This window comes from Virgibacillus sp. GM2-2, assembly GCF_055329585.1.
This window is the reverse complement of the sequence record NZ_JBUZWC010000008.1, coordinates 45,356-71,994: the sequence shown is the minus strand read 5'-3', so window position 1 is coordinate 71,994 and position 26,639 is coordinate 45,356. Positions and strand designations below refer to the sequence as shown.

29 protein-coding genes are annotated in these 26,639 nt (G+C 35.9%); 4 read left to right on the top strand and 25 right to left on the bottom strand.

Annotated features, from left to right (window positions below):
• Position 1 precedes the first annotated feature (1 nt).
• The 4 genes from ACY9Z2_RS11290 to ACY9Z2_RS11275 are packed head-to-tail and all read right to left on the bottom strand — an operon-like array spanning position 2 to position 3,523.
• Positions 2 to 1,042 (bottom strand): type IV pilus twitching motility protein PilT, encoded by a 1,041-nt coding sequence (locus ACY9Z2_RS11290; RefSeq protein ID WP_463609742.1) that lies wholly within the window; start codon positions 1,040 to 1,042, stop codon positions 2 to 4.
• Positions 1,043 to 1,052: 10 nt separating this feature from the next.
• Entirely contained in the window at positions 1,053 to 2,678 is a 1,626-nt protein-coding gene (locus ACY9Z2_RS11285; protein WP_463609741.1) for a GspE/PulE family protein, read from the bottom strand.
• 13 nt (positions 2,679 to 2,691) lie between these two features.
• Entirely contained in the window at positions 2,692 to 3,090 is a 399-nt protein-coding gene (locus tag ACY9Z2_RS11280) for a hypothetical protein (protein ID WP_463609740.1), read from the bottom strand.
• Complete coding sequence (locus ACY9Z2_RS11275; protein ID WP_463609739.1) at positions 3,083 to 3,523, bottom strand: type II secretion system protein; 441 nt, start codon at positions 3,521 to 3,523, stop codon at positions 3,083 to 3,085. Before ACY9Z2_RS11275 ends, ACY9Z2_RS11280 begins: the two co-directional genes overlap by 8 nt.
• Positions 3,524 to 3,585: 62 nt before the next feature.
• Between ACY9Z2_RS11275 and ACY9Z2_RS11270 the strand changes: the two genes are divergently transcribed.
• Positions 3,586 to 4,365 (top strand): PulJ/GspJ family protein, encoded by a 780-nt coding sequence (locus ACY9Z2_RS11270; protein WP_463609738.1) that lies wholly within the window; start codon positions 3,586 to 3,588, stop codon positions 4,363 to 4,365.
• Positions 4,366 to 4,402: 37 nt separating this feature from the next.
• On the opposite strand, the gene ACY9Z2_RS11265 is transcribed toward ACY9Z2_RS11270, so the two are convergent.
• From ACY9Z2_RS11265 to ACY9Z2_RS11240, 6 genes are all read right to left on the bottom strand, one after another.
• Positions 4,403 to 5,083 carry a metal-dependent hydrolase gene (locus tag ACY9Z2_RS11265; RefSeq protein ID WP_463609737.1) on the bottom strand — a complete coding sequence of 227 codons (681 nt, stop codon included), beginning with the start codon at positions 5,081 to 5,083 and terminating at the stop codon, positions 4,403 to 4,405.
• Positions 5,084 to 5,162: 79 nt separating this feature from the next.
• Positions 5,163 to 5,558: a DUF350 domain-containing protein gene (locus ACY9Z2_RS11260; protein ID WP_463609736.1), complete on the bottom strand. Its 396-nt coding sequence runs from the start codon at positions 5,556 to 5,558 to the stop codon at positions 5,163 to 5,165.
• A 156-nt stretch (positions 5,559 to 5,714) separates the two neighbouring features.
• Positions 5,715 to 6,905, bottom strand: a complete 1,191-nt coding sequence (locus tag ACY9Z2_RS11255) for an RNA-guided endonuclease InsQ/TnpB family protein (protein ID WP_463609735.1) — start codon at positions 6,903 to 6,905, stop codon at positions 5,715 to 5,717.
• A gap of 452 nt (positions 6,906 to 7,357) precedes the next feature.
• Positions 7,358 to 7,993, bottom strand: coding sequence for a DUF4247 domain-containing protein (locus ACY9Z2_RS11250; protein ID WP_463609734.1), 636 nt, complete (start codon positions 7,991 to 7,993; stop codon positions 7,358 to 7,360).
• Between the two features lie 130 nt (positions 7,994 to 8,123).
• The gene (locus ACY9Z2_RS11245) at positions 8,124 to 8,792 is read right to left on the bottom strand and encodes a PspA/IM30 family protein (RefSeq protein WP_463609733.1); all 669 of its coding nucleotides are present in this window, start codon (positions 8,790 to 8,792) and stop codon (positions 8,124 to 8,126) included.
• A gap of 13 nt (positions 8,793 to 8,805) precedes the next feature.
• Positions 8,806 to 9,318: a DUF4178 domain-containing protein gene (locus tag ACY9Z2_RS11240; protein ID WP_463609732.1), complete on the bottom strand. Its 513-nt coding sequence runs from the start codon at positions 9,316 to 9,318 to the stop codon at positions 8,806 to 8,808.
• A 164-nt stretch (positions 9,319 to 9,482) separates the two neighbouring features.
• On the opposite strand from ACY9Z2_RS11240, the gene ACY9Z2_RS11235 reads away from it, so the two are divergent.
• Positions 9,483 to 10,580 (top strand): M24 family metallopeptidase, encoded by a 1,098-nt coding sequence (locus tag ACY9Z2_RS11235; protein ID WP_463609731.1) that lies wholly within the window; start codon positions 9,483 to 9,485, stop codon positions 10,578 to 10,580.
• 52 nt (positions 10,581 to 10,632) lie between these two features.
• Here ACY9Z2_RS11235 and ald read toward each other — a convergent pair whose 3' ends face one another.
• Together ald and ACY9Z2_RS11225 are read right to left on the bottom strand one after the other, a co-directional pair.
• On the bottom strand, positions 10,633 to 11,751 hold the full coding sequence (gene ald, locus ACY9Z2_RS11230; protein WP_463609730.1) for an alanine dehydrogenase: 1,119 nt from the start codon (positions 11,749 to 11,751) through the stop codon (positions 10,633 to 10,635).
• Between the two features lie 212 nt (positions 11,752 to 11,963).
• Positions 11,964 to 12,116: a hypothetical protein gene (locus ACY9Z2_RS11225; RefSeq protein WP_463609806.1), complete on the bottom strand. Its 153-nt coding sequence runs from the start codon at positions 12,114 to 12,116 to the stop codon at positions 11,964 to 11,966.
• A 123-nt stretch (positions 12,117 to 12,239) separates the two neighbouring features.
• On the opposite strand from ACY9Z2_RS11225, the gene ACY9Z2_RS11220 reads away from it, so the two are divergent.
• Positions 12,240 to 12,674: a universal stress protein gene (locus ACY9Z2_RS11220; RefSeq protein WP_463609729.1), complete on the top strand. Its 435-nt coding sequence runs from the start codon at positions 12,240 to 12,242 to the stop codon at positions 12,672 to 12,674.
• A gap of 83 nt (positions 12,675 to 12,757) precedes the next feature.
• Here the strand turns inward: ACY9Z2_RS11220 and ACY9Z2_RS11215 are convergent, their stop codons facing one another.
• The 7 genes from ACY9Z2_RS11215 to ACY9Z2_RS11185 all read right to left on the bottom strand — a co-directional run bounded on the left by ACY9Z2_RS11215 (position 12,758) and on the right by ACY9Z2_RS11185 (position 18,280).
• Positions 12,758 to 13,264, bottom strand: a complete 507-nt coding sequence (locus ACY9Z2_RS11215; RefSeq protein WP_463609728.1) for a hypothetical protein — start codon at positions 13,262 to 13,264, stop codon at positions 12,758 to 12,760.
• A 240-nt stretch (positions 13,265 to 13,504) separates the two neighbouring features.
• Positions 13,505 to 14,014 carry a MogA/MoaB family molybdenum cofactor biosynthesis protein gene (locus tag ACY9Z2_RS11210; RefSeq protein WP_463609727.1) on the bottom strand — a complete coding sequence of 170 codons (510 nt, stop codon included), beginning with the start codon at positions 14,012 to 14,014 and terminating at the stop codon, positions 13,505 to 13,507.
• Positions 14,015 to 14,041: 27 nt separating this feature from the next.
• Positions 14,042 to 15,226 (bottom strand): acetate kinase, encoded by a 1,185-nt coding sequence (locus ACY9Z2_RS11205; RefSeq protein WP_463609726.1) that lies wholly within the window; start codon positions 15,224 to 15,226, stop codon positions 14,042 to 14,044.
• 17 nt (positions 15,227 to 15,243) lie between these two features.
• Positions 15,244 to 16,236, bottom strand: coding sequence for a class I SAM-dependent methyltransferase (locus ACY9Z2_RS11200; protein WP_463609725.1), 993 nt, complete (start codon positions 16,234 to 16,236; stop codon positions 15,244 to 15,246).
• A 192-nt stretch (positions 16,237 to 16,428) separates the two neighbouring features.
• Positions 16,429 to 16,929 carry a thiol peroxidase gene (gene tpx, locus ACY9Z2_RS11195; protein ID WP_463609724.1) on the bottom strand — a complete coding sequence of 167 codons (501 nt, stop codon included), beginning with the start codon at positions 16,927 to 16,929 and terminating at the stop codon, positions 16,429 to 16,431.
• Between the two features lie 210 nt (positions 16,930 to 17,139).
• On the bottom strand, positions 17,140 to 17,676 hold the full coding sequence (gene ytfJ, locus ACY9Z2_RS11190; protein ID WP_463609723.1) for a GerW family sporulation protein: 537 nt from the start codon (positions 17,674 to 17,676) through the stop codon (positions 17,140 to 17,142).
• Between the two features lies 1 nt (position 17,677).
• Positions 17,678 to 18,280 carry a DUF2953 domain-containing protein gene (locus tag ACY9Z2_RS11185; RefSeq protein ID WP_463609803.1) on the bottom strand — a complete coding sequence of 201 codons (603 nt, stop codon included), beginning with the start codon at positions 18,278 to 18,280 and terminating at the stop codon, positions 17,678 to 17,680.
• 149 nt (positions 18,281 to 18,429) lie between these two features.
• On the opposite strand from ACY9Z2_RS11185, the gene ACY9Z2_RS11180 reads away from it, so the two are divergent.
• A complete protein-coding gene (locus ACY9Z2_RS11180; protein ID WP_463609722.1) occupies positions 18,430 to 19,233 on the top strand; it encodes an NAD kinase in 804 nt (267 codons plus the stop codon).
• Positions 19,234 to 19,835: 602 nt separating this feature from the next.
• Here the strand turns inward: ACY9Z2_RS11180 and ACY9Z2_RS11175 are convergent.
• From ACY9Z2_RS11175 to ezrA, 6 genes are all read right to left on the bottom strand, one after another.
• Positions 19,836 to 21,437: an amidohydrolase gene (locus ACY9Z2_RS11175; RefSeq protein ID WP_463609721.1), complete on the bottom strand. Its 1,602-nt coding sequence runs from the start codon at positions 21,435 to 21,437 to the stop codon at positions 19,836 to 19,838.
• A gap of 124 nt (positions 21,438 to 21,561) precedes the next feature.
• Positions 21,562 to 21,756, bottom strand: a complete 195-nt coding sequence (locus ACY9Z2_RS11170; protein ID WP_463609720.1) for an alpha/beta-type small acid-soluble spore protein — start codon at positions 21,754 to 21,756, stop codon at positions 21,562 to 21,564.
• Positions 21,757 to 21,862: 106 nt separating this feature from the next.
• Positions 21,863 to 23,065 carry a tRNA uracil 4-sulfurtransferase ThiI gene (gene thiI / locus ACY9Z2_RS11165; RefSeq protein WP_463609719.1) on the bottom strand — a complete coding sequence of 401 codons (1,203 nt, stop codon included), beginning with the start codon at positions 23,063 to 23,065 and terminating at the stop codon, positions 21,863 to 21,865.
• A gap of 6 nt (positions 23,066 to 23,071) precedes the next feature.
• Positions 23,072 to 24,211, bottom strand: coding sequence for a cysteine desulfurase family protein (locus ACY9Z2_RS11160; RefSeq protein WP_463609718.1), 1,140 nt, complete (start codon positions 24,209 to 24,211; stop codon positions 23,072 to 23,074).
• Positions 24,212 to 24,602: 391 nt separating this feature from the next.
• Complete coding sequence (locus tag ACY9Z2_RS11155; protein ID WP_463609717.1) at positions 24,603 to 24,878, bottom strand: hypothetical protein; 276 nt, start codon at positions 24,876 to 24,878, stop codon at positions 24,603 to 24,605.
• A gap of 1 nt (position 24,879) precedes the next feature.
• Positions 24,880 to 26,571, bottom strand: coding sequence for a septation ring formation regulator EzrA (gene ezrA, locus ACY9Z2_RS11150; RefSeq protein ID WP_463609716.1), 1,692 nt, complete (start codon positions 26,569 to 26,571; stop codon positions 24,880 to 24,882).
• Positions 26,572 to 26,639 lie beyond the last annotated feature (68 nt).

Here is a 26,639-nt window from a genome sequence, read left to right as displayed (position 1 = left end):
TTTACAAATTCCTTTCTTGTATAAAAGGAGCAATTGTATCATACGAAACTCGGTCTTCTTGTAATAACCGCCTAAGATCCATTTCAAGTGTATGCATTCCATATTCTTTTGACGTTTGCAATACATTCTGAACCTGATGTAACTTCTCATTTCGAATCAAGTTTTTTACTGCAGAATTGTTTACTAACACTTCTGTCGCTACAACGCGGTCTGTCTGATCCTTCGTAATCAACAACCGCTGCGAAATAACTGCTCTTAAGATAGACGATAACTGTATCTGAATCTGAGCTTGTTGGTTTGATGGAAAGACATCAATAATTCGTTCAATAGTTGAAACAGCATCCGTCGTATGAAGTGTTCCGAGCACTAAGTGGCCAGTTTCTGCAGCTGTAATTGCTGTCGAGATTGTTTCTAAATCACGCATTTCCCCGACTAAAATGACATCTGGATCTTGACGTAAGCTTGAGCGCAGTCCATTCGCAAAACTATTGGTATCAAATCCTAACTCCCTTTGGTCAATGACACATTTGTCATGATTATGCATGTATTCAATTGGATCTTCCAGTGTAATAATGTGTTTTCGCATGGTTCGATTCATATAATCAATCATTGCAGCAAGGGTTGTGCTTTTTCCACTTCCAGTTGGGCCGGTTACTAGAATCAAACCTTGTGGATGTTCAACTAACTGTTTTACAACCTGTGGTAAATATAATTCCTCAATTGATGGAACTGTTCTCGGAACTAACCGAATCGCTAATGAAAGCTGTCCACGCTGGTAAAAAGTATTGATACGAAAACGGGAAACACCATTAATTCCATATGTAAAATCCAAATCTCGATTTTCGTCTAGCTGTTTCCAATGTTTTTCAGATATAACTTCTTTTACAATTTGATACGTATCCTCGGGTCTTAATACGTCAAATTCCTGTATTTCTAAATTTCCATTAATCCGGAAAATTGGTGGTTTTCCGATCGTAAGATGAACATCCGAAGCCTTTTTATTGTATGCTACCGTTAACCAATGATCAAAGTGTTGACGCATATAATCCCCCCTAGATGTTAATAGATACCTGCAGGATCTCTTCCATAGTGGTTAACCCTTTTTTAATTTTGGCTAGTCCATCTTGTAACAATACAGCATTGTTTTGTTCCTTTAAATATGCTCGAACCTGTGACAGCGACTGATTATTCAATAGCATATTTTTAATTGTCTCATTAATCACGACTACTTCTTGAACCGCTATCCTTCCACGATAACCTTGTTGATGACAGCTATTACAACCTCTACCATAATGTAATTTTTCCACCGTCATCCCATTTTTACGGAATAAATCTTGTTCCATTTCGGTCGGTTGACGTTCCGTTCTGCAGTCACGACATATTTTTCTAACTAGTCGTTGAGCAACTATTCCATTTAACGAGTTGACTACCAGATATGGCTCAATTCCCATATCTATTAATCTAGGTACCGTATCAACTGCACTGTTAGTATGTAATGTACTAAACACCAAATGTCCAGTCATTGACGCGCGAATTGCTATTTCAGCCGTTTCTTGATCTCGTATCTCACCAATCATGATGATGTTCGGATCCTGTCGTAGAATGGATCGTAGTCCAGTAGCAAAATCCAATCCTATTTTACTATTAACTTGAACCTGGTTAATTCCTTCTAGTTGGAATTCAACCGGATCTTCAATAGTTAAGATATTTACATTTTCCTTATTTAAGTGATTAATCGATGCATATAATGTAGATGATTTACCTGATCCAGTTGGGCCAGTTAACAGAATAAGCCCTGATGGCTGTTCAATTAAGTTTAAGTAGCGTCTGTAATTTTCTTCTGAAAAATTTAATTCACTTAATTGCATTAATGCATTTTTTAAATCTAATATACGAATTACTACTTTTTCACCATAAACCGTAGGCAAACAAGAAATACGCAAATCAACTGGAGTTACTCCTACAGTTGTTTTAATTCTCCCATCCTGTGGTAGCCTTGTTTCGGTGATATTCAAATCGGCCAATATTTTTATCCGAGCAATCAACGAGTTTTGTAAATGCTTTTGTAGTACTTTTTCTGTCTGCAATCTACCATCGATTCGATAACGAATAAGAATATTTGTCTCCTGTGGGTCAATATGAATATCACTTGCTTTAAGCTGTACACCGGTGTTTAAAAGTTGATCCAATATTCGTATTACAGGGGCTTCTGCCTTATCTGTTGTTTGTTTTGTATTATCGTCTAGTTCCCCTTTGAAATAATACTTGTTAATCGCATAAAGAATATCGTCCTTAGCTGCAATTACCGGTGAAATACTGTGTCCTGTAGCCATTTCTAAATCATCGATTACGTAATAATCCATTGGATCTTTCATTGCAATGATTAACTCATTATCTTGGATTTTCAAAGGCATAATATTACTTTTTTGTGCAACTTCCTTTGTTACATACCCTAATACATTTTCATCAATTGGATAGTTATACAAAGAAACATGTGGTATTCCAAGCTGGAATTCCAGGACCTCAATTAATTGACGCTCTGTAATATACCCGCGTTCTAACAATGCATCTCCAAGCTTTTGGTTGTTCCCTTTATTCTGGAGCGTTTCATTAATCTGTTCATTCGTTACAAGGTTTGCCTCTTGTAATAAATCGCCTAGTCGTTTACGTGTAATCATCGTGAAACCCCATTTATGGTAAATTTATCGTTAATGTATCATTGATTGTCTTAATTTCGTCAAACGCTATTCCAGTACTTTCTATTTTTATAATTATTGTTTCGTCATCTTCTGTTATAGTTTTTTTCTGTAGCTTGAATGAATGATTTTCATCAAGCGTAACATTCAAGTCAAAATCTTTTAAAAATTCCTCGATTGGTTCTTCATTTGTGAAATTATCCACTTGGCTTCGATAATACTCGATTCCCATTTCGGCAATAAGCCGTGCATCAATCGTATGCTCGACAGTTTGTACCTGCTTAGCAGTATTTGTTAGCTGAAAAAATAGAGTCATAACAAATAAAAGAAGTAATGTAATAATCATCAACGTAAGGACAAGAGCAGCTCCACGTTCGTTTTTGAAGCTATTCATTGGAATCACCTTGTAGGTATGTATACGTTTCATTTGTGTTTCCTTCCGCTGATGTAACGTTGATGTTTGCTCGATATAAATTAAGTTCTTTTTCTTTAGTTGACTGGCAAACAAATACGGAAGTCGAATATACTATTCCGTTCAGTGAGTACGTCGGAAGTTCACCAGATACTGTATACCTTCCATCCTCACATTCCGGAATAGATTTTCCGATTAAATTAGAAACAATTGATTCTTCTTGTTTAACATCATAAACAGCCTGTTCTAATAAATTTCCTGCTGTCAGTTCTTGTTCAGAGTTATTATTCCATGCCAAAATTTGCGGGAATATTGGAAGAAAAACGACAATAACCATTCCCAAAATCGCAATTGATGCTATAATTTCAATAAGAGTAAAACCGTTACTAGTTGACTTGGAATAATTATTAATCAAGAAAACTCTCTCCTACACCGTGACTTTTCACCTATTATATCATGTAATTGGATGTGTGAAAGATGAAATTCAGACAATTAAAAAATGAAAATGGGATTACGTTAATAGAATTACTAGCAGCAATCAGTCTTTTTGCTATCTTACTAGTTTTATCGTCAACTTTAATCGTTCAATTAGCGGAAAGTGAAGAAAAAACAAGTGATTCTATTTCGTTGCAGCAAGAAACGAATGTGTTGATGGCTGAGATACGGAGTCAATATTATGATGGGGAGTCAGCTATTTGTTTTAAGGAAAGCAATAAATTAATAAACAAAGTAGAAACCATGTTTATAAATGGTGAGCGCAAATTATCAATTATTGATGGATGTGTAAGCGGGGTAAACTCAAATGAGATACTCTCCATTCAGTTAACCACAAAGACAGAAGAAGAGAGTTTTTTTATTGAAACGACCTTATCTACGAAAGAAGATTACGTTCTAAATTTAGAAGAGAATCCTGAGAACTTCGCCTTAGGGGATATGAATGAGAATTGTGTTTTTAATGGAAATACGAAGTTTAATGATACCTTACTAAAAAACAAAAAAAATGAAGAATGCCAAAATGAATATCTTGTCAAAGGAAGTGCTGCATTTCTAGATGACTTGACCATTAAAAATAAGGTTAAAGTTACGGTTGAAGGAAACTTTTATATATTTGGGACACTGGATTTTAAAGGTTCCAAGGGGGCACTATGTATTAAAAAAGAAATTAAGACTAAGAATGCAGTAAAAGAATATTCTATTCGGGAAAACGCAAAAAGTTGTTTTGAACCTTCTGGTTATGATATTTATGTATTGAAATAAAATAAGTGTGTGAGAATTTTTCCTCACACACTTATTTTTATACGTCTAAAATTTCTCCAACCTGCATTACCTTACCTTTTCCTGTCTTTACTTTCGAAACAAATTCTTCCGGATTTTGTTCAATGACAGGAAACGTATTGTAATGTACGGGAACTACCGTTTTTGCTTTAATCCAATCCGCTGCAATCAATGCGTCTTCTGGTCCCATTGTAAAATTGTCACCAATTGGGACAAATGCCACATCAATATCATTCAATTCACCAATTAATTTTAAATCGGAGAATAAGCCAGTGTCTCCAACATGATAGATCGTTTTATTGTTAATTGTCAGTAGAATACCAGCGGGCATTCCAGTATAAATCATTGTTCCGTCATCTTCTGTATATGCAGAGCCATGAAAAGCTTGCGTGAATTTAACCTTACCGAAATCAAATTCATGTGCGCCTCCAATATGCATCGGATGCGTATTCAATCCTTTTGAACCAAGATAGCCTGCAAGTTCGTTTGGAGCAACGACCAATGCGTCATTATTCTTAGCTATTTGAAACGTGTCACCTACATGGTCATTATGTCCATGTGTAAGTAGAATAACATCTGCTTTAACTGTGCTAGGATCTAAATCACACGACTCGTTTCCTGTAATAAATGGATCGATTAAAATCGTATGCGTATCTGTTTCAACCTTCACTACTGAATGTCCATGATAAGATAGTTTCAACTTAACCTCTCCTTACAAAATAGTATAAAATTAGTCACTTACATCATATACCCAACTTAGCACATGTTCATGCATCTAATTACGTAATGGAAGCTCCGATTACTAAACCTAAGCCAATTGATACACCGATCGATAAAACTCCTACAGCAATATTATTGTTTTTAAGTTGTTCCTCCACGGAGAATTTTCTAGTAAACAAATCAAACAGTAAGTAGGCAATCATCTGAAGCACTACACCATAGATACCCCAAATTAAGGTTTCAACTATTTCTGAGCTATGATAAATTGCGAATGCTAAGATAATACAAATCCCGATAACCTTTCCAGCGATTGACAATGCTACCGCGACATTTCCTTCATGCACAGCATCCAAATCTTTGTATTTGCGAGTTAATAATTCAAAGATAAATAAACCGATTAAAACAATAACTACTGAAATTGCAAAATAAACAAACGTTGCTACATATGGACCCATCTTTCCACTCTGCTACTCAAAATATGGACAAGCATACCCATATCGAGATAGTTCCTTCCTCAACGTGCCCTGTTTCGCAAGTGCTACTCCAGTTGGTATGACACTCCAAAGGCGTTAATTCCCGACTAGCCATCGGTACATATATAAGTGCTATTGTTAGTTAGCGATCTTATATTCTTTGGCACTTTTGAGATTCAAACTCGCGTTAAAATCTCTATCAATTGATGTTCCACAATTAACACAATGAAAAACTCTATCAGATAATTTTAGGTTAGCATTTCTATCTCCACAATCGGAGCATAACTTAGAAGATGGATAGAATGTATCTACAAATCTAAGCTCAATGCTTTTGTTGAAAAGTTTGCTTTCGAGTAAAACTCTAAACTGATAAAATTTTTGTTGTGATATTGATTTTGATAGATGCCTATTCTTCATCATACTTTTAATATTCAAATCTTCCATTGTAACAAAGCTTGGATTTCGCTCTGCAATTTCAGAAGATACTTTATTAATGTAATCCATACGAATATTAGAAAGTCTTTGATGAACTTTTTGTACCGATAGCACTTGCTTCTGGATATTTTGCCTAGCAGCAGATCCCTCCTTTTTGTTTTTAGATTTTTTATGACCTTCGTATTTTCTCGAAAGCCTTCTTTGTTCTCTTCTTAATTTCTTTTCTAGTTTTTTTACTCTAGATGTTTTATTGATATTAGGATAGGTGAAACCATCACTTGTTATGGCAAAATGTTTAATTCCTAAATCAATTCCAATACCATCGGTATTGGAAATATCCGTTGGTGTTTTACTCACACAGTTCATGATCACAGATACATAGTACCTATTGGCTTTTTGACTAATGGTACCACTAATAACTGTTTTGTCGATTGGGATATAGCCTTTTTCTTTTAACTGAACCCAACCAAAAGTAGGGATTTTTATTCTATGTCTCGCTATTATCCAATCACCTTTGTTGTTCTTAGGAAAATATAGATTTACATCTTGTCTGTTCTTCTTTTTAAACCTGGGAAATTTACTTTGTCCTTTAAAGAATCTTTTAAATGCAAGCTCTGCGTTTACGATTGACTTTTTTCTTGCTTTACTCCCGCAATTGTTAATCCATTGAAAGTCATTTAATACTTTGACTTCTGTATTAATATATTTGTCGAAGTCATTCGCACTCATAAATGAATTTTTCTTGTCTAAATGGCCGTCTTTATACATTTGATATAATTCCATGTTCTTGTCTAGGTAGAAATTGTACAACCATCTACAAACACCAACCGATTGCTTAAATTTATTCTGTTGATCTTTAGTCAATTGGATTTCCGTTTTAAATGCTCGTTGCACCTGATAATCCTCCTTTATTCGTTTATTATACTTTATTAGACCATATATTCTGCAACTAAAGACTATAGGATAGATATATTGTTTTGAACAACCCACTTCTTTAGAGTTAAGAAATCGTTTAAACTAATCATATCCAAAAATTTAATGCTATTTTTGTGTGTATCAAAGATTCAACAATAATGTCTTTTTGAGTTGGAAAAAGCCTGATGAAACGAAGTTTGATTCGTAAGTCATCTTTATTGATTGTTCGTTGATACCCTTATATGGATTATTGTCTTCTATCCACCTACATATTGGTCATACGTATAAATAACACCTATCGATCAGGCCACTAATTGCAACGAGTATTCTTACTTTATCCCTCCTTGAATGTTTTTGACTAATCATTTAATAAAATATGAATAATTAGTATAAAAAATCACATTTGTCAGTCAATTAGAAGTTTTATCATTTTATTTTCCAGACCCTGGACCGCCACCTCTAAATGAAGTATCCCCACGGCTTGGTATTCCTGTATATCCTCCATAACAATTCGCAGACTTACACGCACGAGATCTACGCTTTGCCCAATCATCTGCATCTAGTACATCATCAAGTATCCGAAAAGCAAAATATGTACCTAAAAAGCTTGGTGAATAATTACGTCGTACAAATTCATCATCTGCAACCTCAATTAAAAGAACGTCATTATCGTCTGGGCTTACTTTCAATGTAACAAAGTAATTGGGATAAATAAGTATTTGTTGATCATCGATTACTTCACTTATTTTTTCTGGTTGAATAGCATTTGTTAAAGCAGAAGCTAGTTCATTTATTGTAAACTGAGTAGTTGCATAGATTTCTGCCTGAGTTGATTCTCCATTAACTGCACCCATAAATGGAAAGTTTGCTTCAATAATATCATCTATCTCATTACTCGAATTATTTTTTATTTTATTTATGATTTCATCTTTTGATGGTTCTTCTGGAATATCACCAGCTGTAATTTGAACATCCTCTTGTATCCCTCGTTCAGTAAAAGGTGAGGAACAACCAGCAACGAGTATTAAAACAAATAATGAACAGGTTAGTACTATCCACTTTTTCACCAATTTCCCTCCCTTCTCCATAGATATTGGGCAGCTCTCCAACAAAGGGAGGACTGCCCGTAAAAGTTCGATTCTGTTCAACTATCATTTAGTGGGGAGGAAAAGCCCCCCCACTGGATGAAGTTTCACTTTATTTTTTGCCCATTTTCTTTTTTAATGCAGCTAATTCATCGTCTACGTTGTTATCGTCTAGTTTTTCGAATTCATCATCTAATGATCGATTTGCCTGTGATAAATCTTCACTAGTTTCAGCTTCAGCTTCAATTCGCATAACCTTTTCTTCCATACGTTCAAAACCTGCTCTTGATTGATCGCTACCAATCGATGACATCGTACGATTCATTTTTGTACGTGTTTTAGCTGACTCTGCACGTGCCTTTAACGAGTCTTTTTTCAGTTTCATTTCTTGGTATTCCTTTTTCATCTCATCAAGCTTATCGCGAAGAACTTCTGAATCCTTTTTCGCACGTTCCCAAGATTCCTTTAATACAGTTGCTTGTTTTTCATGTTCAGCTTTATCTTCTAATGCACGACGAGCCAAATCTTCATCATCTGCATTCAATGCTTTTTCAGCTTGTTGTTGACGCTTATCAACCATAGCTTGTGCGTCATCCGCTTTTCTTTTTAACATTTTCTCATTCGCAATCTGTTTTGCTACCGCAGCCTCTACTTCACGAATATCTTCTGCCATATCTCGCATAAATTGGTCTAGCATTTTTACTGGATCTTCTGCTTTGTCCAATAATGTATTTAACTCGGAGCTAACTACTGTTGAAACGCGTTTAAAAAATTTAAACATTCTTTTTCCTCCTCTAATTTGATCCCGCTAATATTTTTATTTCATATTCTTCAATAGGGAATCCGTAACTCACTTCAAATTCGGTTCCCCATGATTCTATACTTAAATAATTCTCGTCCTCACTATCGCTGTAATCAGCAAAGTGTGTCTCTGATCCATGTAAATTCGAGCTTCTTCCTTCACCTGTTACAGTAGCTTTACCTTCCTCTTCTAAGTAGTATGTTTTATTTTCATATACTAATTCTTTTGGAAACGGCTTACTAACAGGTACATTTACTTTCTTATAAATCCCCAATTCAAGCTCATCATCCATTTCAGCGGCTAGCCAAATGGTATCACGGCCCTCAAGTAGTTGATACCCATACCATTTATAACTACCGTCTCGGTAGGTGATTTTTCCGACGACTTCAAAATCTCTTAAATCATAAGTGATGATATCACCTACTTTAATCGATAACGCATCACGTTCTTTTGGTGCTGGCCTATCTGTTTCCTTTTTCTTAAATATATTTGAAAATAAACCCACAGCTTCACCTCTTTTACATCAAATATTGCTTGCTACAATTGTATTACGCTAATACATACGAAAAGGTTTCATTATTCTTTCTTCATTGTATCATTTTTTGATTTTATGAATAGTAATAAGGTTTTTGTTATACTAAGGATATTCTACGTTTATGAGGTGAGAACATGACAAACCGAATCGAAACACTACTTACAGAAATGAAGACCAATGATCTCGATAGTATGCTTGTAACATCTAGTGCGAATGTTTATTATTTGAGCAACTATTTAACTGACCCACATGAGAGGGTAATTGCCATTTACATAAGTACAGACTTAGATCCGATTTTGGTATTGCCTAATATGGAAAAAGAAGACGCTGTTGCTGCTGGTTGGACCTATGACATAATTGGTTATCATGACCATGAAGATCCGTGGAACCTATTTAAGACAGCGTTACAAAAAAGTAATAAGCTGCCTCAATCAATGGGGATTGAATATGATCAAATAACGATGGATCGATACCATGCAGTGAAAGATATTCTTCCTAACACGGCGATAAAAGATGCAAAAGAAACGCTGGCCAACTTACGTGTGATTAAAAACAAAAAAGAATATACGCTTTTAAAACAAGCAGCGGATCTTGCAGATTTTGGAGTGGAAACAGGGATAAAAGCTATTAGTGAAGGTGTTCGCGAGATTGAAATCATTGCAAAAATCGAGTATGAATTGAAGAAAAGAGGAATCCAAGGGATGTCTTTCTCAACAATGACGCTTTCAGGTGCAAAAACAGCTTCACCACATGGTAATCCTGGTATGAAGAAAATTGAAAAAGGTGACATGATACTCTTTGATTTAGGCGTTATCTATGAGGGATATTGTTCAGATATCACTCGCACGGTTGCATATAAATCTATTACGGATGAACAAAAAAATATATATGAAACAGTTCTAGAAGCAGAACAAAAGGCCATTGATATTTCCACTATCGGTGCTTCAGTCGGACAAGTGGACTTAGCAGCAAGAAAACATATCGAGAATGCTGGATATGGCGAATACTTTACCCACCGAATTGGTCATGGAATTGGCATCGAAACACATGAATATCCATCGATGCATAGTAAGAACGAGCTTCCACTAAAAGAAGGAATGTGCTACACAGTCGAACCAGGTATCTATGTTCCAAATGTAGGTGGCGTAAGGATTGAAGATATGATTTACATGACTGAAAAAGGACCAGAAATTCTAACAAAATCACCAAAAGAGTTACGCATTATCGATTAATGGTATTAGAAAACTTATAAAAAAAACGGACCGTAATTGGTCCGTTTTTTTATTATTTGTTTAGTAATGATTGAACCTCGTCATAATGAAGTCCATGAGATTCTGCAACAGCTTTATACGTTACATAACCGTCTAATGTATTAATACCTTTGCGTAACGCTACATTATCCGAGCAAGCTTGAACATAGCCTTTATTAGCAAGTTGTAAAGCATAAGGAACTGTAACATTTGTTAATCCGATTGTTGAAGTACGAGGAACTGCACCTGGCATATTTGCAACCGCATAATGTACAACGCCATGCTTCGTATACGTTGGGTCATCATGTGTAGTGATTCGGTCAGTTGTTTCAAAAATTCCACCCTGATCAATCGCAACATCGACAATAACCGATCCTTCAGGCATAGCTTGTACCATATCTTCTGTGACTAATCTTGGCGCTTTTGCACCAGGAATCAACACAGCACCAATTACTAAATCAGATTCAGCAACAGCTTCCATAATATTTAGTGGGTTGGACATTAATGTATTAATAGATGATCCAAAAATATCATCAAGCTCACGTAAACGTTCAGGATTCAAGTCAACAATTGTTACATCTGCCCCTAGTCCCATAGCGATTTTAGCTGCGTTCGTGCCGACAACACCACCACCAATTACGGTAACCTTTCCACGTTTAACACCAGGGATTCCAGCTAACAGAATTCCTTTGCCACCCTTTGATTTTTCTAAGAACTGAGCACCGATTTGTGCTGCCATTCTACCTGCAACCTCACTCATTGGTGTTAACAATGGAAGTGAACGGTTTTCAAGCTGAACTGTTTCATAAGCGATACCGACAACCTTTTTATCAATAAGCGCTTTTGTTAATTCAGGTTCAGCAGCTAAGTGAAGGTATGTAAATAAAATTAATCCTTCATAGAAATAATCATATTCTTCCGCTAATGGCTCCTTAACCTTCATTACCATTTCTTGTGACCATGCTTCCTTCGCTGTGGAAACAATCTTTGCTCCTGCTTCTTGGTATTGTTCGTCAACAAAACCTGATCCCAGACCTGCGCCAGTTTCAACATACACTTCATGTCCAGCAGTTTTCAACGTTAAGACCCCAGCAGGTGTCATGGCAACTCTATTTTCGTTATTCTTAATCTCTCTTGGAACCCCAATTTTCATCTTTACACACTCCTAACTTTCATTCGTGATATTATGTACTACAGAAAAAATAATGTCCTAATAAGAGCATATCAATTGTATCAGATTTATTCCCACAATGCATAAATTTAAAAACGCTTTCATATTATGAAGATTAACAGAAATTGATCCACCCTAATAAAGGATGGATCATATTTCTTCTTGAAAGTGATCTTGGGGCTATTTGACAAAAATTATCTTTTTCCGTTATTAAAGTGGTGAATACCTTTATTATTGTGTAGCTGATCTTCGACCACACCACTTTGATAACTCTCAAATAACTGATTTTGCACAACTGCAATGCCTTTTTTATCTTCCTGCAATGACTGTGTTTGTTTCTTTCCCAATAGTACCACCTCCATAATTAGTTTGTCCATAAAGTGATATTAGTTGATGATTAATTTTTTCCATCATTGATTATGTTCCTATATAAAAGGGTAAATAATAGTTAAAGAAAGGGGAGATTGGAAATGCCTTTTGAATATAAGGATATCGTAGTTGCCGTAGATGGTTCGGACGCTTCAGAAATTGCTTTTGAAAAATCGTTAGACATTGCAAAGCGAAATGATGCGCGTCTTATTTTGGCACACGTTGTTGATTCTAGAACATTTGCGACAGCGGAGGCATATGATCGTACTTTAGCCGAAAGAGCTGAAGATTATGCACAAGAACTGTTAGATGGTTATATGGAAAAAGCAAAATCAGCAGGTGTTACTGATATTGTCCGGTGTGTAGAATATGGATCTCCGAAAGTTAAAATTGCCAAAGAAATTGCTCCAAGTTTTAAAGCAGACTTGATTATTTGCGGAGCCACAGGAATGAGTACAGTAGAACGTTTTTTCATCGGTAGTGTTTCGGAAAATATTACACGTTATGCACAGTGTGATGTGCTTGTGGTTAGATAAAAATACAAAAGCTTGGGGGGTTTTAAACCACAAGCTTTTTAACTTTAATCAGTATTTAATTAAAGCCCTGTTAATTGAAAAAATTAATTATTATCTTCACTTTTTCTAGTTAAATCATGAACCAATTCCCCATCTCTCCAGTAATACCGATCTAAATATTGAGCGTTTTCCCCTTTGATGGTATAGCCAACAACAATATACTCCTCTTTGAACTCCACTTCATGAATAAAATTTATTGTAAAAGTTTCACCTTCTACTTTTTCTTCAATCACATCATGAACAGCATTTTCCATTTTAATTTCTGTAAAGAATTGAAACAACATCACTATTAAGACTATAAGAGCAATTACCAATCCTCCCCAATCGGTTACGCTTGTTTTGATATTCTTTTTCTTGTTGTACCACATTATTTTGATTACAGATATTATCGATATGAGAATTAAAACAGGAACAAGTATTACATGGAGAGAAACTTGAAAGGTGAAAGATAAATAATAAACTACTAGCCAAAAAATAATAATAAGAACAAAATTATGGATCCGATACTTTTCGCCGTTAAATAGGAATTCAATAACTTTTTCCTTTGTCAAAACCCCACTCCTCTATGACATTAAACTGCCAGTTAGGTTAAGATGAGAATATTTGAAATCTTTAGCTATATTTTACCATAAAGTGATACTAATCCATGATTTTTTTTATGGCTTAGCATTAACTTACTAATTAACAAGCTAAATAGCGCCCTTAACTGCACAATGACAATACCAATTGTCAAGAAGCTCTTAAGGGCGCTAATTACTTTGCTATTAAGAAATGAAATTATGAACGGCATTTCAACTATCTTTTTTTATTTCATTTACTACGTGAGACAGTTCAGGTAAAATAAGTCGTTCCATTGCTAAACGAACTGCTCCTGAAGAACCAGGCATAGAAAATATTGCTGTGTGATTAGCTACACCAGCTATCGCTCGTGACATGATTGCTGCAGAACCAATATCCTCTGTAAAACTTAGTGATCTGAATATTTCTCCAAATCCAGGTATTTCTTTATCTAACATAGGACGAACTGTCTCAATTGTTACATCACGATAGGCAATACCTGTTCCACCGTTGGTTAAAATTACATCTATATCTGGATTTTCTTTACCTGCGTCAAGCATATTTTTTATTGCAGTTTTTTCATCAGGAACAATCTGTTTGATTTCCACATCATATCCTGCTGTTTCCAACATCTCAACGATTAAGTTTCCACTTTTATCCGTTGTTTCGTTACGTGTATCACTAATTGTGACTACCATACAAGTTACTCGGTATTTTTCTGATTTATGTTCCGTAACGGACATTTTCTCACTCCCAACAGTGACAAATCGTTAATTCGTCAATCGAACAGTATCTCTTGCAATCATAACTTCTTCATTAGTTGGAATTACAATTACCTTTACAGGTGAATGTGGATAATTGATAAAGGTTTCCTGACCTCGCAGTTTATTTAGCGATGGATCCCAGTAAACACCCATAAATTCTAAACCGGTCAACACTTTTTCTCTAATAATGTCACTATTTTCGCCTACACCTGCCGTAAAGATTATTGCGTCGACCCCTGACATTCGGGCTGCATAAGATCCAAGGTATTTATGAATTCGGGCAGCAAATACTTCTAAAGCGAGCTCTGCACGCTTATTTGTTTCTGCCTGTTGTTCAATATCACGTAAGTCACTAGAGAAGCCGGATAATGCAAGCATACCGCTTTTTTTGTTCAGTACGTTTAATACTTCATCGGCTGTTTGTCCAGTTTTTTCCATTATATACGGTATTAAAGCAGGGTCAATATTTCCAGATCTTGTTCCCATTGTAACACCAGCAAGAGGCGTAAATCCCATAGATGTATCAATTGATTTCCCATGTTCAATCGCAGCTATACTTGCTCCATTTCCTAAATGACAAGAAATTAATCGCAGCTGTTTCAACGGAATTCCTAACATTTCAGATGCACGTTCTGAAACATATTTATGTGATGCGCCATGGAACCCGTATTTACGAATTCCATATTTTTCATAATATTCATAAGGCAAACTGTAAAGATAAGATTTTTCTGGCATTGTTTGATGAAATGCTGTATCAAAAACAGCAACCATAGGAACATACGGTAAAATTTCTTGGAATGCTCGAATTCCTGTTAGATTAGCAGGATTATGCAAAGGTGCTAGTTCTGAAACTTCTTCTATTTCCTTTAACACTTCCTCTGAAATCACCACAGAGTCAGTAAATTTTTCCCCTCCATGAACTACACGATGTCCAATCGCATGAATATCATCAAACGAATCGATTATTCCAGTTGTTGTTAGCTTGTCCATTAAACGCTTCACTGCGTCTTCATGGTCTGGAATATCGACTACTGACTTATCTTTTTCCCCATCTATTTCTATCGTAAATATTGATTCTTTCAAACCAATTCTTTCGACTAATCCCTTTGTAATAATTGTTTCTTTGGGCATTTGGATCAACTGAAATTTCAACGAGGAACTACCAGCATTAATTGCTAAAATCACCTGCATCCTAGACAACCTCCTTCTTACTTTTTACCATCATTATAGGAAGCAAACCACGTGTTCATTTGTGCCAAAATATCTTCCATCGCTTTTGTGTTTTTTAATGAAGGAAGCTTGACCAATAATGGCTGTTTTGGAGCTTCTGTTTTTTCTCCTTTTTTCTGTAGCATTAGAATACTTTTTGCATTGTTTTTTGATTTAAATGTTGTTTCAGGTAAATGAAGAACGCCAACAATATGCGCGTTGTCATATAGAAAAGCACGAAGCTGATCTGCTTGATCACTTTCAAAAAGAAATTCAGGTATGAGAAGTATCAAGTAACCACCAGCTTGAACATAGTTGAGTCCCTGTTCAATAAATAAATGGTGTGAGTAAGAATGGCCTTTTTCTGCTTGTAAACGATATTCACTGGCGTTCACGTCATCTGGATAATATCCTACTGGTAAATCAGATACGACAAGATCGACCGGATCAAGTAAAAACGGGCGTAAACTATCCTGATGGAAAAACTCAATTGATAGCTCTTGTAAGTTGGCGCATAAAACAGATAACTGTAACAAAGTCGGGTCAATTTCACTACCAAATCCAGCAGTGTCTTTGCCAAGATGATTGATAACCGTTGTTAATAAATTCCCTGTACCACTTGCCGGATCAAATACCCGAACATTTTTGCTCGTATCTAGAACTTTACTAGCGAGATACCCGACAATAAGAGCAATCGAATCGGGAGTCATCATATGTTGTTGCTGTGTAGAGCCTTTCATCCCTTTTAATACAGCTAGTTGTATTGCTTTTTGTAAATCCTCTTTTTTATAAGAAGATACATCGACTTTTTTTAGTTGTTCTTGAATTGATTTTGTTAACAATGTATCGTTTGCATCGGCAAACTCTTGCTCTAATAAGCATTCTAAGGTCAATGTTAAGCATTCTAAATAGGGTTCATTTTTATGTTTTTCTATTATTTCCGTCGTATTATCTAACCATTCGAATAATGATTCAATATTTGTTTTAGTCATCCAAACTTCCTCCATTTCGGCCTAATAAGCGCCCTTATTGTATCAGAACGAAGGGGGGAATGTACATTAAGATAAATCCCATATATTAGCGACAGCCTTATTACACTTCATATCTATAATAATCATCTTTTTTATACGTGCAAAATAATAAAGGCACCCGTAATTTTTTTACAAAAAACAGGTGCCTTTAACTTATTTAGCCTCGCGAGCTGCTTCAAGTGCTTTTTCATAATCGGGATGATTACTTATTTCTTTAACATACTCTACATAGGTTACTTTATTTGACGAATCAACAACAAAAATCGCTCTAGCAAGTAATCGTAATTCTTGAACAAGTACACCATATTTTTCCCCAAAGTCTGCTGATCGATGATCAGATAGGATATCAAGATCCTGAACTTTATTTACCTCACGAAAACGAGCTTGAGCAAACGGGAGATCCATACTTATAGTTAATACTTTTGCATTAGCGACCTCATTCGCTTCATCATTGAATCGTTTCGTTTGCTCCGAGCAAACTCCCGTGTCAATTGATGGAACGACACTTATTAGTTTTACCTTACCCTCATAATCGTTTAGGGTAACATCTTTTAGATTATTCGATAAAACGGTGAAGTTGGGTGCAGTGTCACCAACTTTCATTTCTGAGCCTAACAGTGTTACAGGATTATTTTGGAATGTAACATTTACCATAACGATCATTCCTCCTCAATAGTTTTACTCATATTTCATTATGAATAAAATTGGATGACATGTCCAATATTTACCATTAATTAGAGAAGAGATTTATCCCGCCTTAACGGGCAGTACAATAAGACTGGCTAAACTGCCCGTAAAGGTCCGATTTTGTTCAATACCATTCAGCAGGGAAGGAAAAAAACCCCCGCTGAATGAAGTTTCACTTTATATGGAATAATTGGAATCTGACTGGTTACTATTTTGCTGTTGGTCATCTCCTCCGTCCTGTTGTTGATTATCGTTTTGGTTTTGGTTGCGTTGACGACTTTGTTGATTTTGATCTTTCTGCTGTTTTGGTTTGTTTCCTTGTTTCGATTCTTTAATAAGCTGTTGAACCTTATCTACGACTTGGGGTGCAAAATTAATCATTTTTTCAAAAATATGAGCATTCTCATCTAGATGAACCATTTTTATTCCTTGTTTACTCACGATAAGAAATGCCACTGGTGTGATTGAAACACCTCCACCACTACCTCCACCAAAAGGTAGTTCCATTTCTGAATCACTCTGGTCTCCCCCAGACGATTTTGTTTGGAACTCACTACCTCCTGCAGCAAATCCAAAGCCTACCTTAGATACTGGGATAATGATACTACCGTCTGGCGATTCAACTGGATCACCGATAATCGTATTGACTTCAACCATATCTTTTATATTTTCCATAGCTGTGGTCATTAAGCCTTGAATTGGATGTTCACTCATGTTAAATCTTCCTTTCACGCAATTTAGTAATTTGTTCGTTGTGACTTGACATAGATCGTAGTAATTTCCATCCACCAGAAATTGCATAAACAAATCGAATCGTAACTTTTACGTCGAGTTGTGTTTGGAATAGTGCTTGTTGAAAATATGGACTTACATTTACATGTAGGGAATTGACGGCATGACACGTTTCCCTTAGAAAGGCTAGCACTATACCTTTGATGGACCATACGCCTCCAGTCAACATTCCAGTACTACTAGCTTCTCCAGCACCAAAATTTGTATGCCACTGAAATTTATGTATTGTCATTTTTTGAAGTATCCAGTAAACCTGTGGACTTGTTTGTTTTACAGTCTTAAAGAAAAACTGTATATCGTGAAATAGTTTCGTGAGCAGTTGCCGATTAGTTAGGAAGTCAAGAGTTGATTGTTTTTTATCATTTTCAGGTTTTATTTTCATCTTATAAATAGGAATTTTTAAAAACATAATATGAACGGAACCGTTTTGTTGATTTTCAAGATAGGATATTTTGATTGAGATAGTGATCTTTGAGAACAATACAAAGAGAAATAAAACGATAACAATAATGACTATACTAATCATCCCGACCAACTGCTACACCCCCTAGTAAACGAACGAACAATGTTAGTATGTTCGTGTTATCCATTTTTATACAGTAACCACAATCAATGGGAATAATGAATTAGAAATGATAAAATGATAGTAATTATTTGCTACAAGGAGGTTGAGACATGTCTAATCGTAGAAATATTTTTTTCCATTACGACCATAAAAGGGATATAGAAGAAAAATTGGAACCATTATTCCATTTAGCAAAAGAAAATGATTTCACAATAAAAAAAGATCCAGCTGACGCCAATATTATCGTTAGTATTGGTGGCGATGGAGCTTTTTTGCAAGCGGTTCGAAAAACAGGTTTCAGACAGGATTGCTTATATACTGGCATTACTCGTTCAAACGAGGCAGGTTTATATTGTGATTTTAATATGGACAATTTTAGCGAAATGTTGCACTCGATGGTACATGATGAAATGGAAGTCCGCCGATTTCCTGTTATTAAAGTAGACATGAATAATGGGGAAACGGTATTTAATTGCCTTAATGAGGTTAGTATTCGATCAACAATTATTAAAACCATTGTTATAGATGTAAAAATTGATGATCAGCACTTTGAAACCTTTCGAGGAGACGGCTTAATTGTAGCAACCCCAACTGGTAGTACAGGATATAATAAATCTACGAGTGGCTCTGTAATTGATCCAAGAATTCCTTGTTTTCAAGTAACAGAACTTGCTTCACTAAATAACAATCGATATCGAACGCTTGGTTCATCGTTTGTTTTAGATAAAGATCGAAAGCTTTCATTAGATATTGTTCAAGACGGTAATAATTATCCAGTTGTTGGAATGGATAACGAAGCACATCCTATTCGCCAAGTGAAGAACATTACTGTTACTTTGAGTGACAGGGTTATCAAAACAGTTAAGCTAAAAAACAACTCTTACTGGGATCGCGTGAAACGGACATTTTTGTAAGATTAAATTTCAATTTTATTTCATAGTTGAAGGGAATTGCGAACTAGTGAATATTTCTTATTGTAACAACAATGTTGATTTCCGTAGCGGGCAAGTCTAGTGAAGTTACATTTTCGAGCGTATGGAAAGATTGCATGCAGGATGTCAGCTAGCGGACACACGATTCCTTATTTGTTTAAAATAAGGGCAGATGCGGTTGTTATCGGACTCAGGATACCTTATTTGGGTAAAAACAGTTGAAAATCATGTTTTTTATCCGAATAAGGAATCGTATGTCCGTTACCCCTCAAAATAAAGGGAAAAAAGGTAAATAAGGCATCCTCAGTCCAATACCAAGCACTGTCCTTGGCGTACTATTCGTTCAGAATGTTTAGTTTACAGTTGAAGTAAAAAGCGAAGTAGTGAAAATTTATGATTATGTAACAGCAACGTTGATTTCCACTGTGGACAGTCGCGCACCCTAGGGCACAACTTAAGCCTCCTTGCCCCGGCAAGAGGTATGCCGACGTTGTCCGCAAAGGACGGTTTTAATCTGCCTTCATTATTAACCACGTGACGTTATAAATAAGAAATATAACACAGAAAAAACCTTACTACAGGCTTTAGTAGTAAGGTTTTTTCTCGTATACAATTTCTCCATCAATTACCGTCATAGCGATGTCAATTTCATGTATGTTTTCAGGTTCTACTTGGAAAATATTCTCTTCTAGTATAGTAAAGTCTGCAGCAAAACCATCCATTAGCATACCTCTTGATGATTCTTGATTGATTGCATAAGCACTGCCGTTTGTATAAATTCGGATAGCTTCATAAACGGATAGAGCTTCTTCTGGATCATACACTTTTCCATCATAAGAGGCTTTTCGCATTATGGCTGCTTGTATCCCAAGTAGAGGACTTACTTCTTCTATTGGTGCATCAGAGCTTCCCGCACAATGCACCTGATGGTCAATCATTGTTTTCCAAGCATATGCAAGCTTTAATCGTTCTTCTCCTAGTCGATCAATTGCCCAAGGAAAATCAGAAGTAACGAACAAAGGTTGGATATCTACCGCTACAGGAAGTTCTTTTAATAACTTTAGTGCTTCTTTATTTAATATTTGACCATGGATTAGTCGGTCTCTACGCCCGTTTTTCAGAGGATGTGCTTTAAGAAGCTTCAAAACTTCTAACGCGGCACGGTCACCAATTGCATGAACAGCAACAGGTAAATCATGGCTTCGCGCTTTAAGTATAATCTTTTCAAGTGTTTCGATGCTATGGATAGCTACTCCCTTATTTCCTGGGTCATCACTATAGTCGTCAGTTAACCAAGCAGTACGCCCACCTATTGCCCCATCCGCAAATATTTTGACAGCACCCAACTCTACATACTCATTTCCATCAAGCCAGCCCAGTTTTTGGTCAAACATATCTTGGAGCACTTCATGATGTACTAATAAATGAGCTTTAAATCTTGTTTCTTTACCATCAATACCATCAATGAATGCTTGGAAGGTTCGATCAAAGCTACCGTAATAACTTAAATCTTCACTATGTCCACCAACTAACCCTTTTGATACTAAATCGGCTACCGCTATTTCAATTACCTTTTGCAAATAGTCTTTTGAAACGGTTGGGAGCGATTTTTTTATTAAATCTTGTGCTGTATCTAAAAAATATCCTGTTATGTCATTATTTTCATCACGAACAACAATTCCACCTTGTGGGTCAGGTGTTTCTTGCTTTACATTAGATAAATTGATCGCATGCGTATTTGCAAGCAAAGCGTGGCGACAAACTCTCGTTAGCATTAATGGATTGTTTGGACAAATTTCATCTAACTCAGACCTATGAATGATAACTGGCTCTTCCCATAGATTTTCATTCCATCCTTCACCTATTAACCACTCACCCTCAGAAAGGTTCGCAGTTCTATTTCGCAAAGCTTCCTTTACCTCATCGGCCGATTTCAATTGAGATAAGTCCAGTCGCAACAATTTTTCCCCATGCATTAAAATATGTAGATGACTATCAACAAAGCCTGGTAACATAGTTTTTCCTTGTAAGTTAATTTCGTTTTTTATTTTTGAGAAATAAGTATGATACAGTTTTTCATAAGTCCCGACAGCAATTATTTTATCTTCTTCGGTATAAACCGCCTCAACGGCCTCTCCTTCGTGTTGCATCGTGTATATATTCCCACCAAACCATAAATCACCCATTTTCCCTTCCCCTTTCATTGACATTATTATATTTAAAGTTAACACAATTAGGTACTACAGGAAATACAAAAGGGCTACCTCTTTTTTAGAGGCAGCCCTTGAAGCCAATGTTATTAAATTTTAATTACTTACCACCAAATTGTTGTTCTGCCATTTGTACAAGACGCTTAGTGATTTCTCCACCAACAGAACCGTTTGAACGAGAAGTGTTGTCTGGTCCAAGCTTCACACCAAATTCTTGTGCGATCTCATATTTCATTTGATCAAGAGCTTGTTGTACACCAGGTACTACTAATTGATTTGAATTGTTATTTGCCATGTCAATTCACCTCCTCCTGATAATTTTATAATGTGTCAGAAGGAGTGAATCCATTCATTTTTTTAGCTGGTAGATGTTGTTAAGTTTTCGGGATAAAATTGGATTCCTAAAACAAACCTTGAAACTGTTCGTTTTCTTTATTATCTTTTGTCACTTTAACTACTTCAGTTCCTTCCACCGCTTCTAGAATAAGGGTTTCAAAGTCAAGTTTTGATTCAAAATGATTTGCCTTGTCACGTTTTGGCTTTGTCTTTGGGGCTTTTGGAACAAAAATAGTACAGCAATCTTCGTATGGTCTAATTGATATATCATACGTATTTATCATTTGAGAAATAGCGATTATATCCAATTTATCCATAGTAATCAGTGGTCTAATAATCGGAAAGTTCGTTACTTCATTTATTGTATTCATGCTTTCCATTGTCTGACTTGCGACTTGGCCAAGACTTTCACCAGTCGTCATGGATAAAATTGACTCTTTTTGACAAATGGCTTCACTAATCCTAAGCATCATTCTTCGCATAATTGTCATTGCATATCCATCAGGCACATGTTGAAATACATATTGTTGTAGCTTGGTGAATGGAACAATATGCAATTTAATCGAAGTGCCGTAGTTTGCTAACTGCCCTGCTAAATCCACTACTTTTTGTTTCGCGCGCTCACTTGTAAAAGGTGGTGAGTGAAAATGTATAGCTTCAATTGCCACACCACGCTTCATTGCTAAATAACCTGCAACCGGGCTATCGATTCCACCTGATAATAATAACAATGATTTACCTGATGTTCCGATTGGAAAACCACCTGCACCTTTAACTACTCCACACGTAATATAAGTAGCTTCTGTACGAACTTCTATTTTTAAATCTAAATCTGGTTGATGAACATCTACTTTATATCCGTCAGTATTGATTAATAAATGTGCCCCAACTTCACGATTGAACACCTGTGATCGAATCGGAAAGTTTTTGTTAATACGTTTTACACTTACTTTAAATGTCTTTACATCTTCACTATTCTTTAGTGCAAACAATGCAGCATCTTTTATTTGTTGTTCCTCATTTGGAATCTTTATAGCCAAACTTAAACTCTGAATGCCAAAAACTTCCTTACACTTTTCCATAACTGGTGATGGGTCCTGTCCGTTTAAATGAACAAACATTCGTCCTTGTGTTCGTTTTACCTTTACCCCAGGAAATTCCGTTAACGTATACCGTAAATTATCCTGAAGCTTACTATAAAACTTCTTTCTATTTTTTCCTTTTAACGCCATTTCACCATAACGTATTAAAATATGATCAAATTCCATTTATATCTACTCCAATATTGTTTTCAACTGTTTTATCGCTTTTTTCAATTCATTAATAAATATTTCTATCTCATCTTTTGTTGTGTCATATGACAAACTTACACGTAAACCAGTCGTGGTTCTCTTCTCATCAAAACCTAATGCCGCTAGGATTCTACTTTCATCATTTAGCTTAGATGAGCAAGCAGATTTTGTCGAGATAAATATCCCTGATTCCCCAAGTGCATGAATAATTATCTCAGGCTTTAACCCAAGAACAGAAAAGTTAATAATGTGTGGCGCTGCATTTTTAGTAGTGTTCATTTTTAATCCATCGATTTCAGTTAAGTTTTTGACCAGCTCAGTACGTAAGTCAAAAAGAGTCTCAACATCATTACTATACTTTTCCATTATGAGCCGTACAGCTTTTACCATAGATACTGCACCAGCTAAGTTTTCGGTTCCAGATCGAATAGACCTTTCTTGGCTCCCTCCATGAAACAACGGAAATAACTTAGCCCTGTTCGATACATATAATATCCCTGTTCCCTTCAAACCATGAATTTTATGACCAGACATTGTACATAGATCGATACCACTTTCAGTTAGTTGCAGCGGAACTTTTCCTAAGCCTTGTACGTGGTCAACATGAAAGAATAACTTTGGATATTTTTTGGCAAGTTCTCCAATCTCTTGGATAGGTTGGATAGAACCAATTTCATTATTCACATGCATAATTGATATCAATATAGTTTCAGGTGTAATCGCCTCTGCCACATCTTCAACTGACACGCTTCCATCCCGATCAACTGGTAAATATGTGATAGTAAATCCTAACGCTTCGAGTGATTGACATGCTTCGTATACGGAAGGATGTTCAATTTGAGATGTTATAATGTGCTTTCCTCTCTGTTGATGTTGCAAAGCTATTCCTTTGATAGCCATATTATTTCCTTCTGTTCCACCTGAGGTAAATATGATTTCTTCTGGTGACACATGAAAAATCTGAGCTGCTTGCACTTTGGCCGTTTTCAGTAGATTTTCTGATTCACCACCCAACTGATGGATGGATGACGGGTTTGCAAAAAATTTTTGCGAAACCTGCTCATAACTTTGTAATACCGATGGATGGGGTTTGGTCGTCGCTGAATTGTCTAAATAAATCATTTGGTCTATCTCCCATTCCTTTATTTACTCGTTAGAAAAACCTAGTTATCAAATATAAGAAAACACTGTGACGTAATCCAACCAGAATACTCAGCACCGGAGACTATCTAGTAGCGGACACAGAAGCCGTTATTTTTACTTTTTACACCTACTTTATAGGTTAAAAGGACTCAGGATGCGTTATTTAGATAAAAACAGGTTGAAACTAGGTTTTTTTTCACTAACTAAATAGAGCATTCTGTGTCCGCGAACAGACATATTTGCTCCAGTTTTGCTCGGATAACGGCTCTGGAGTCCGCTTATTTCAATTTCTCTATTGGTATTCGTACAAAAGTGAAGGCTGGCTTAAGAATAAGGTTGTAACCCGCATCAAAAGACAGCCTGAATTATTCTAATTGTTTATTTCTGCTAAAAGTACATCGATGGAAATACGATTATCTTTAGCGTTTGATTTTACCTTTGTTAGGTTTACGCTTTTCTCAACAGTTACCGTTTCATCCTTTTTGTACATGAACACTTGCTTGTTTTCATACTGTACTTGACGTGTTTCATGGTTATTACTCGGTATTTGCTTTTCTTCTGAAAATAATAAGAAGACTGCAATACCCCAAATTGCAACAGTAATTAAACCAAGAGATGCAACTGTCTCTTTTTGATAAACAGTCATGCTAAACAGTAACCTCTTGATACTCCTCAATACGCTTCAAAGCACCAGGTTCTACCTCTTCGACAGCTTTAGCTGCGTGTTCAAGTGATAGTTCGTACTCATACGATCTAAATAATCTTTCAGCTTCAGCGAGCTTTGCTGCTAAAAGCGGGTAGCGACTACGGTATCTATTCGCGTACTGGATAACTTGTTCTGTTAAGTATGCTTGATCTAATATAAAATCAGTTTGTTCAATAACATGGTCCACACTCTTGTTAGCATCATTTAACGCTTGCTGAACGGCAGCCATATCAAGTGGCTTTTCCTCAAGCGCCTTCAGTACCCGATCATTTTTTTGACTGGTTGTCTCAAGTAAATCCCAAATAAAATTAGGTACTCCAGGTATATTGCTTTTTTTCAGCCTTCGAATCGTATGGTAAACTTGATTTTTCATTTCGTTTAATTTTTCTTTTGCTTCTAATTCATCTTTGCGTAAATTATGGATGAACTTTAAGAATTCCTCATGTTCTTCAACTAACGAATCAACCTGTTCCAAATTAGCCTCTAAATTACCACGAATCTGCATATGTGAAACTTTACTGTCTTCCAAACTTTCGCTAAGTTCAACAAGCTGCTTTTTAAGATGAGTAATTGTTTTATCAAGTACCAAATATTTTTCCATATCAGTGTCTTCAAAATAATATGTTTGTTTAAGTACTTCCACTTCTTCTTTTGTTCTAAGAAAAGTTGTATCAAGATCATCAATTTTTTGGCGATACAGTGGCACTTTGGTTTCTAAATAGTTTTTAGCGATTGCTTCATTTTCTAGTAGTTGATACATATCTTTAATACGCTCTTCAACTTCTACTATTGTTTCCTTAGCAATTGTTACTTTACCCTTTTCAACTGAGCTTACACAGTCTAATAAACGCTGTTGATAACCGCTAATTTCCTTTTCAAGACCAAGGTGTCCTATCCGATAGCCCTCGTCCTTCATCTCTTTAATTCCTGTTATTAAGTCGTCCAGTTGTGAAGGTAGATTTTCTTTACATGCCTTATATAATTCTGGAAATTCATCCATTTCTACTTGGATTGCTTCCAGTTGTACTTTTAATTGTTCAACAGTCTGTTTCGCTTCAAAGTAATCACCTGAAGAAGTTAGATCATGATATTTCTGTAACATCTCTTCCACTTCGTCTAACTCCACGTCAAACCTTGCTTCGGCTTTACCATATAAATAACGTGTTTGAGATAATTTTTTACGTAACGCTTTTATTTCAGGTTCGAGTCCTTCAATTTCTTTACGACTAGTTTCTTCCGATTTGATTAGTTCTTCTAATTCGAGCAACATCTTATCAATGTCTTTTTCAATAGATTGAAGCGTCTGTTCAACTTTACGCAACGTTTTTTTAGCTGTAGGAAAGCGATAACGATCTGCCGCTTCTTCCGCATCAAATAAGTACTCTTCAATATCAGGAAGCTGTTTTGTTACTATGTATTCCCAATGTGATTTCCAGGACTCGAATTTGTCCTGTGTTTCACCTGACAGGTTTAAGCTTTTTATACGAGCAAGCTGTGATGCAATATTACGATTCATAATATCCATCTTCCAACTTTCCTGTCGATCAACCACATCATATATCCTTTTTCGTAAAATAAGACCTACAATAACTAATGCAATGATAACGAGTATAATTCCTATGATATATGCCATTTAAAGCCTCCTAACAACATTTCCCAATATAAGAGGATGTTCTTCCATCCAAGAACAAGTATCAGTAA

Excerpts from the sequence above, each read along its gene's own strand:
- tpx (WP_463609724.1), bottom strand. The coding sequence starts at position 16,929 with ATGGTAAATGTTACATTCCAAAATAATCCTGTAACACTGTTAGGCTCA.
- ACY9Z2_RS11285 (WP_463609741.1), bottom strand. The coding sequence starts at position 2,678 with ATGATTACACGTAAACGACTAGGCGATTTATTACAAGAGGCAAACCTT.
- ACY9Z2_RS11185 (WP_463609803.1), bottom strand. The coding sequence starts at position 18,280 with ATGATTAGTATAGTCATTATTGTTATCGTTTTATTTCTCTTTGTATTG.
- ACY9Z2_RS11290 (WP_463609742.1), bottom strand. The coding sequence starts at position 1,042 with ATGCGTCAACACTTTGATCATTGGTTAACGGTAGCATACAATAAAAAG.
- ACY9Z2_RS11155 (WP_463609717.1), bottom strand. The coding sequence starts at position 24,878 with ATGACTGTTTATCAAAAAGAGACAGTTGCATCTCTTGGTTTAATTACT.
- ezrA (WP_463609716.1), bottom strand. The coding sequence starts at position 26,571 with ATGGCATATATCATAGGAATTATACTCGTTATCATTGCATTAGTTATT.
- ACY9Z2_RS11210 (WP_463609727.1), bottom strand. The coding sequence starts at position 14,014 with ATGTCCGTTACGGAACATAAATCAGAAAAATACCGAGTAACTTGTATG.
- ytfJ (WP_463609723.1), bottom strand. The coding sequence starts at position 17,676 with ATGAGTGAACATCCAATTCAAGGCTTAATGACCACAGCTATGGAAAAT.
- ACY9Z2_RS11270 (WP_463609738.1), top strand. The coding sequence starts at position 3,586 with ATGAAATTCAGACAATTAAAAAATGAAAATGGGATTACGTTAATAGAA.
- ACY9Z2_RS11175 (WP_463609721.1), bottom strand. The coding sequence starts at position 21,437 with ATGGGTGATTTATGGTTTGGTGGGAATATATACACGATGCAACACGAA.
- ACY9Z2_RS11180 (WP_463609722.1), top strand. The coding sequence starts at position 18,430 with ATGTCTAATCGTAGAAATATTTTTTTCCATTACGACCATAAAAGGGAT.
- thiI (WP_463609719.1), bottom strand. The coding sequence starts at position 23,065 with ATGGAATTTGATCATATTTTAATACGTTATGGTGAAATGGCGTTAAAA.
- ACY9Z2_RS11235 (WP_463609731.1), top strand. The coding sequence starts at position 9,483 with ATGACAAACCGAATCGAAACACTACTTACAGAAATGAAGACCAATGAT.
- ACY9Z2_RS11280 (WP_463609740.1), bottom strand. The coding sequence starts at position 3,090 with ATGAATAGCTTCAAAAACGAACGTGGAGCTGCTCTTGTCCTTACGTTG.
- ACY9Z2_RS11245 (WP_463609733.1), bottom strand. The coding sequence starts at position 8,792 with ATGTTTAAATTTTTTAAACGCGTTTCAACAGTAGTTAGCTCCGAGTTA.
- ACY9Z2_RS11160 (WP_463609718.1), bottom strand. The coding sequence starts at position 24,211 with ATGATTTATTTAGACAATTCAGCGACGACCAAACCCCATCCATCGGTA.
- ACY9Z2_RS11200 (WP_463609725.1), bottom strand. The coding sequence starts at position 16,236 with ATGACTAAAACAAATATTGAATCATTATTCGAATGGTTAGATAATACG.
- ald (WP_463609730.1), bottom strand. The coding sequence starts at position 11,751 with ATGAAAATTGGGGTTCCAAGAGAGATTAAGAATAACGAAAATAGAGTT.
- ACY9Z2_RS11220 (WP_463609729.1), top strand. The coding sequence starts at position 12,240 with ATGCCTTTTGAATATAAGGATATCGTAGTTGCCGTAGATGGTTCGGAC.
- ACY9Z2_RS11205 (WP_463609726.1), bottom strand. The coding sequence starts at position 15,226 with ATGCAGGTGATTTTAGCAATTAATGCTGGTAGTTCCTCGTTGAAATTT.
- ACY9Z2_RS11260 (WP_463609736.1), bottom strand. The coding sequence starts at position 5,558 with ATGGGTCCATATGTAGCAACGTTTGTTTATTTTGCAATTTCAGTAGTT.
- ACY9Z2_RS11170 (WP_463609720.1), bottom strand. The coding sequence starts at position 21,756 with ATGGCAAATAACAATTCAAATCAATTAGTAGTACCTGGTGTACAACAA.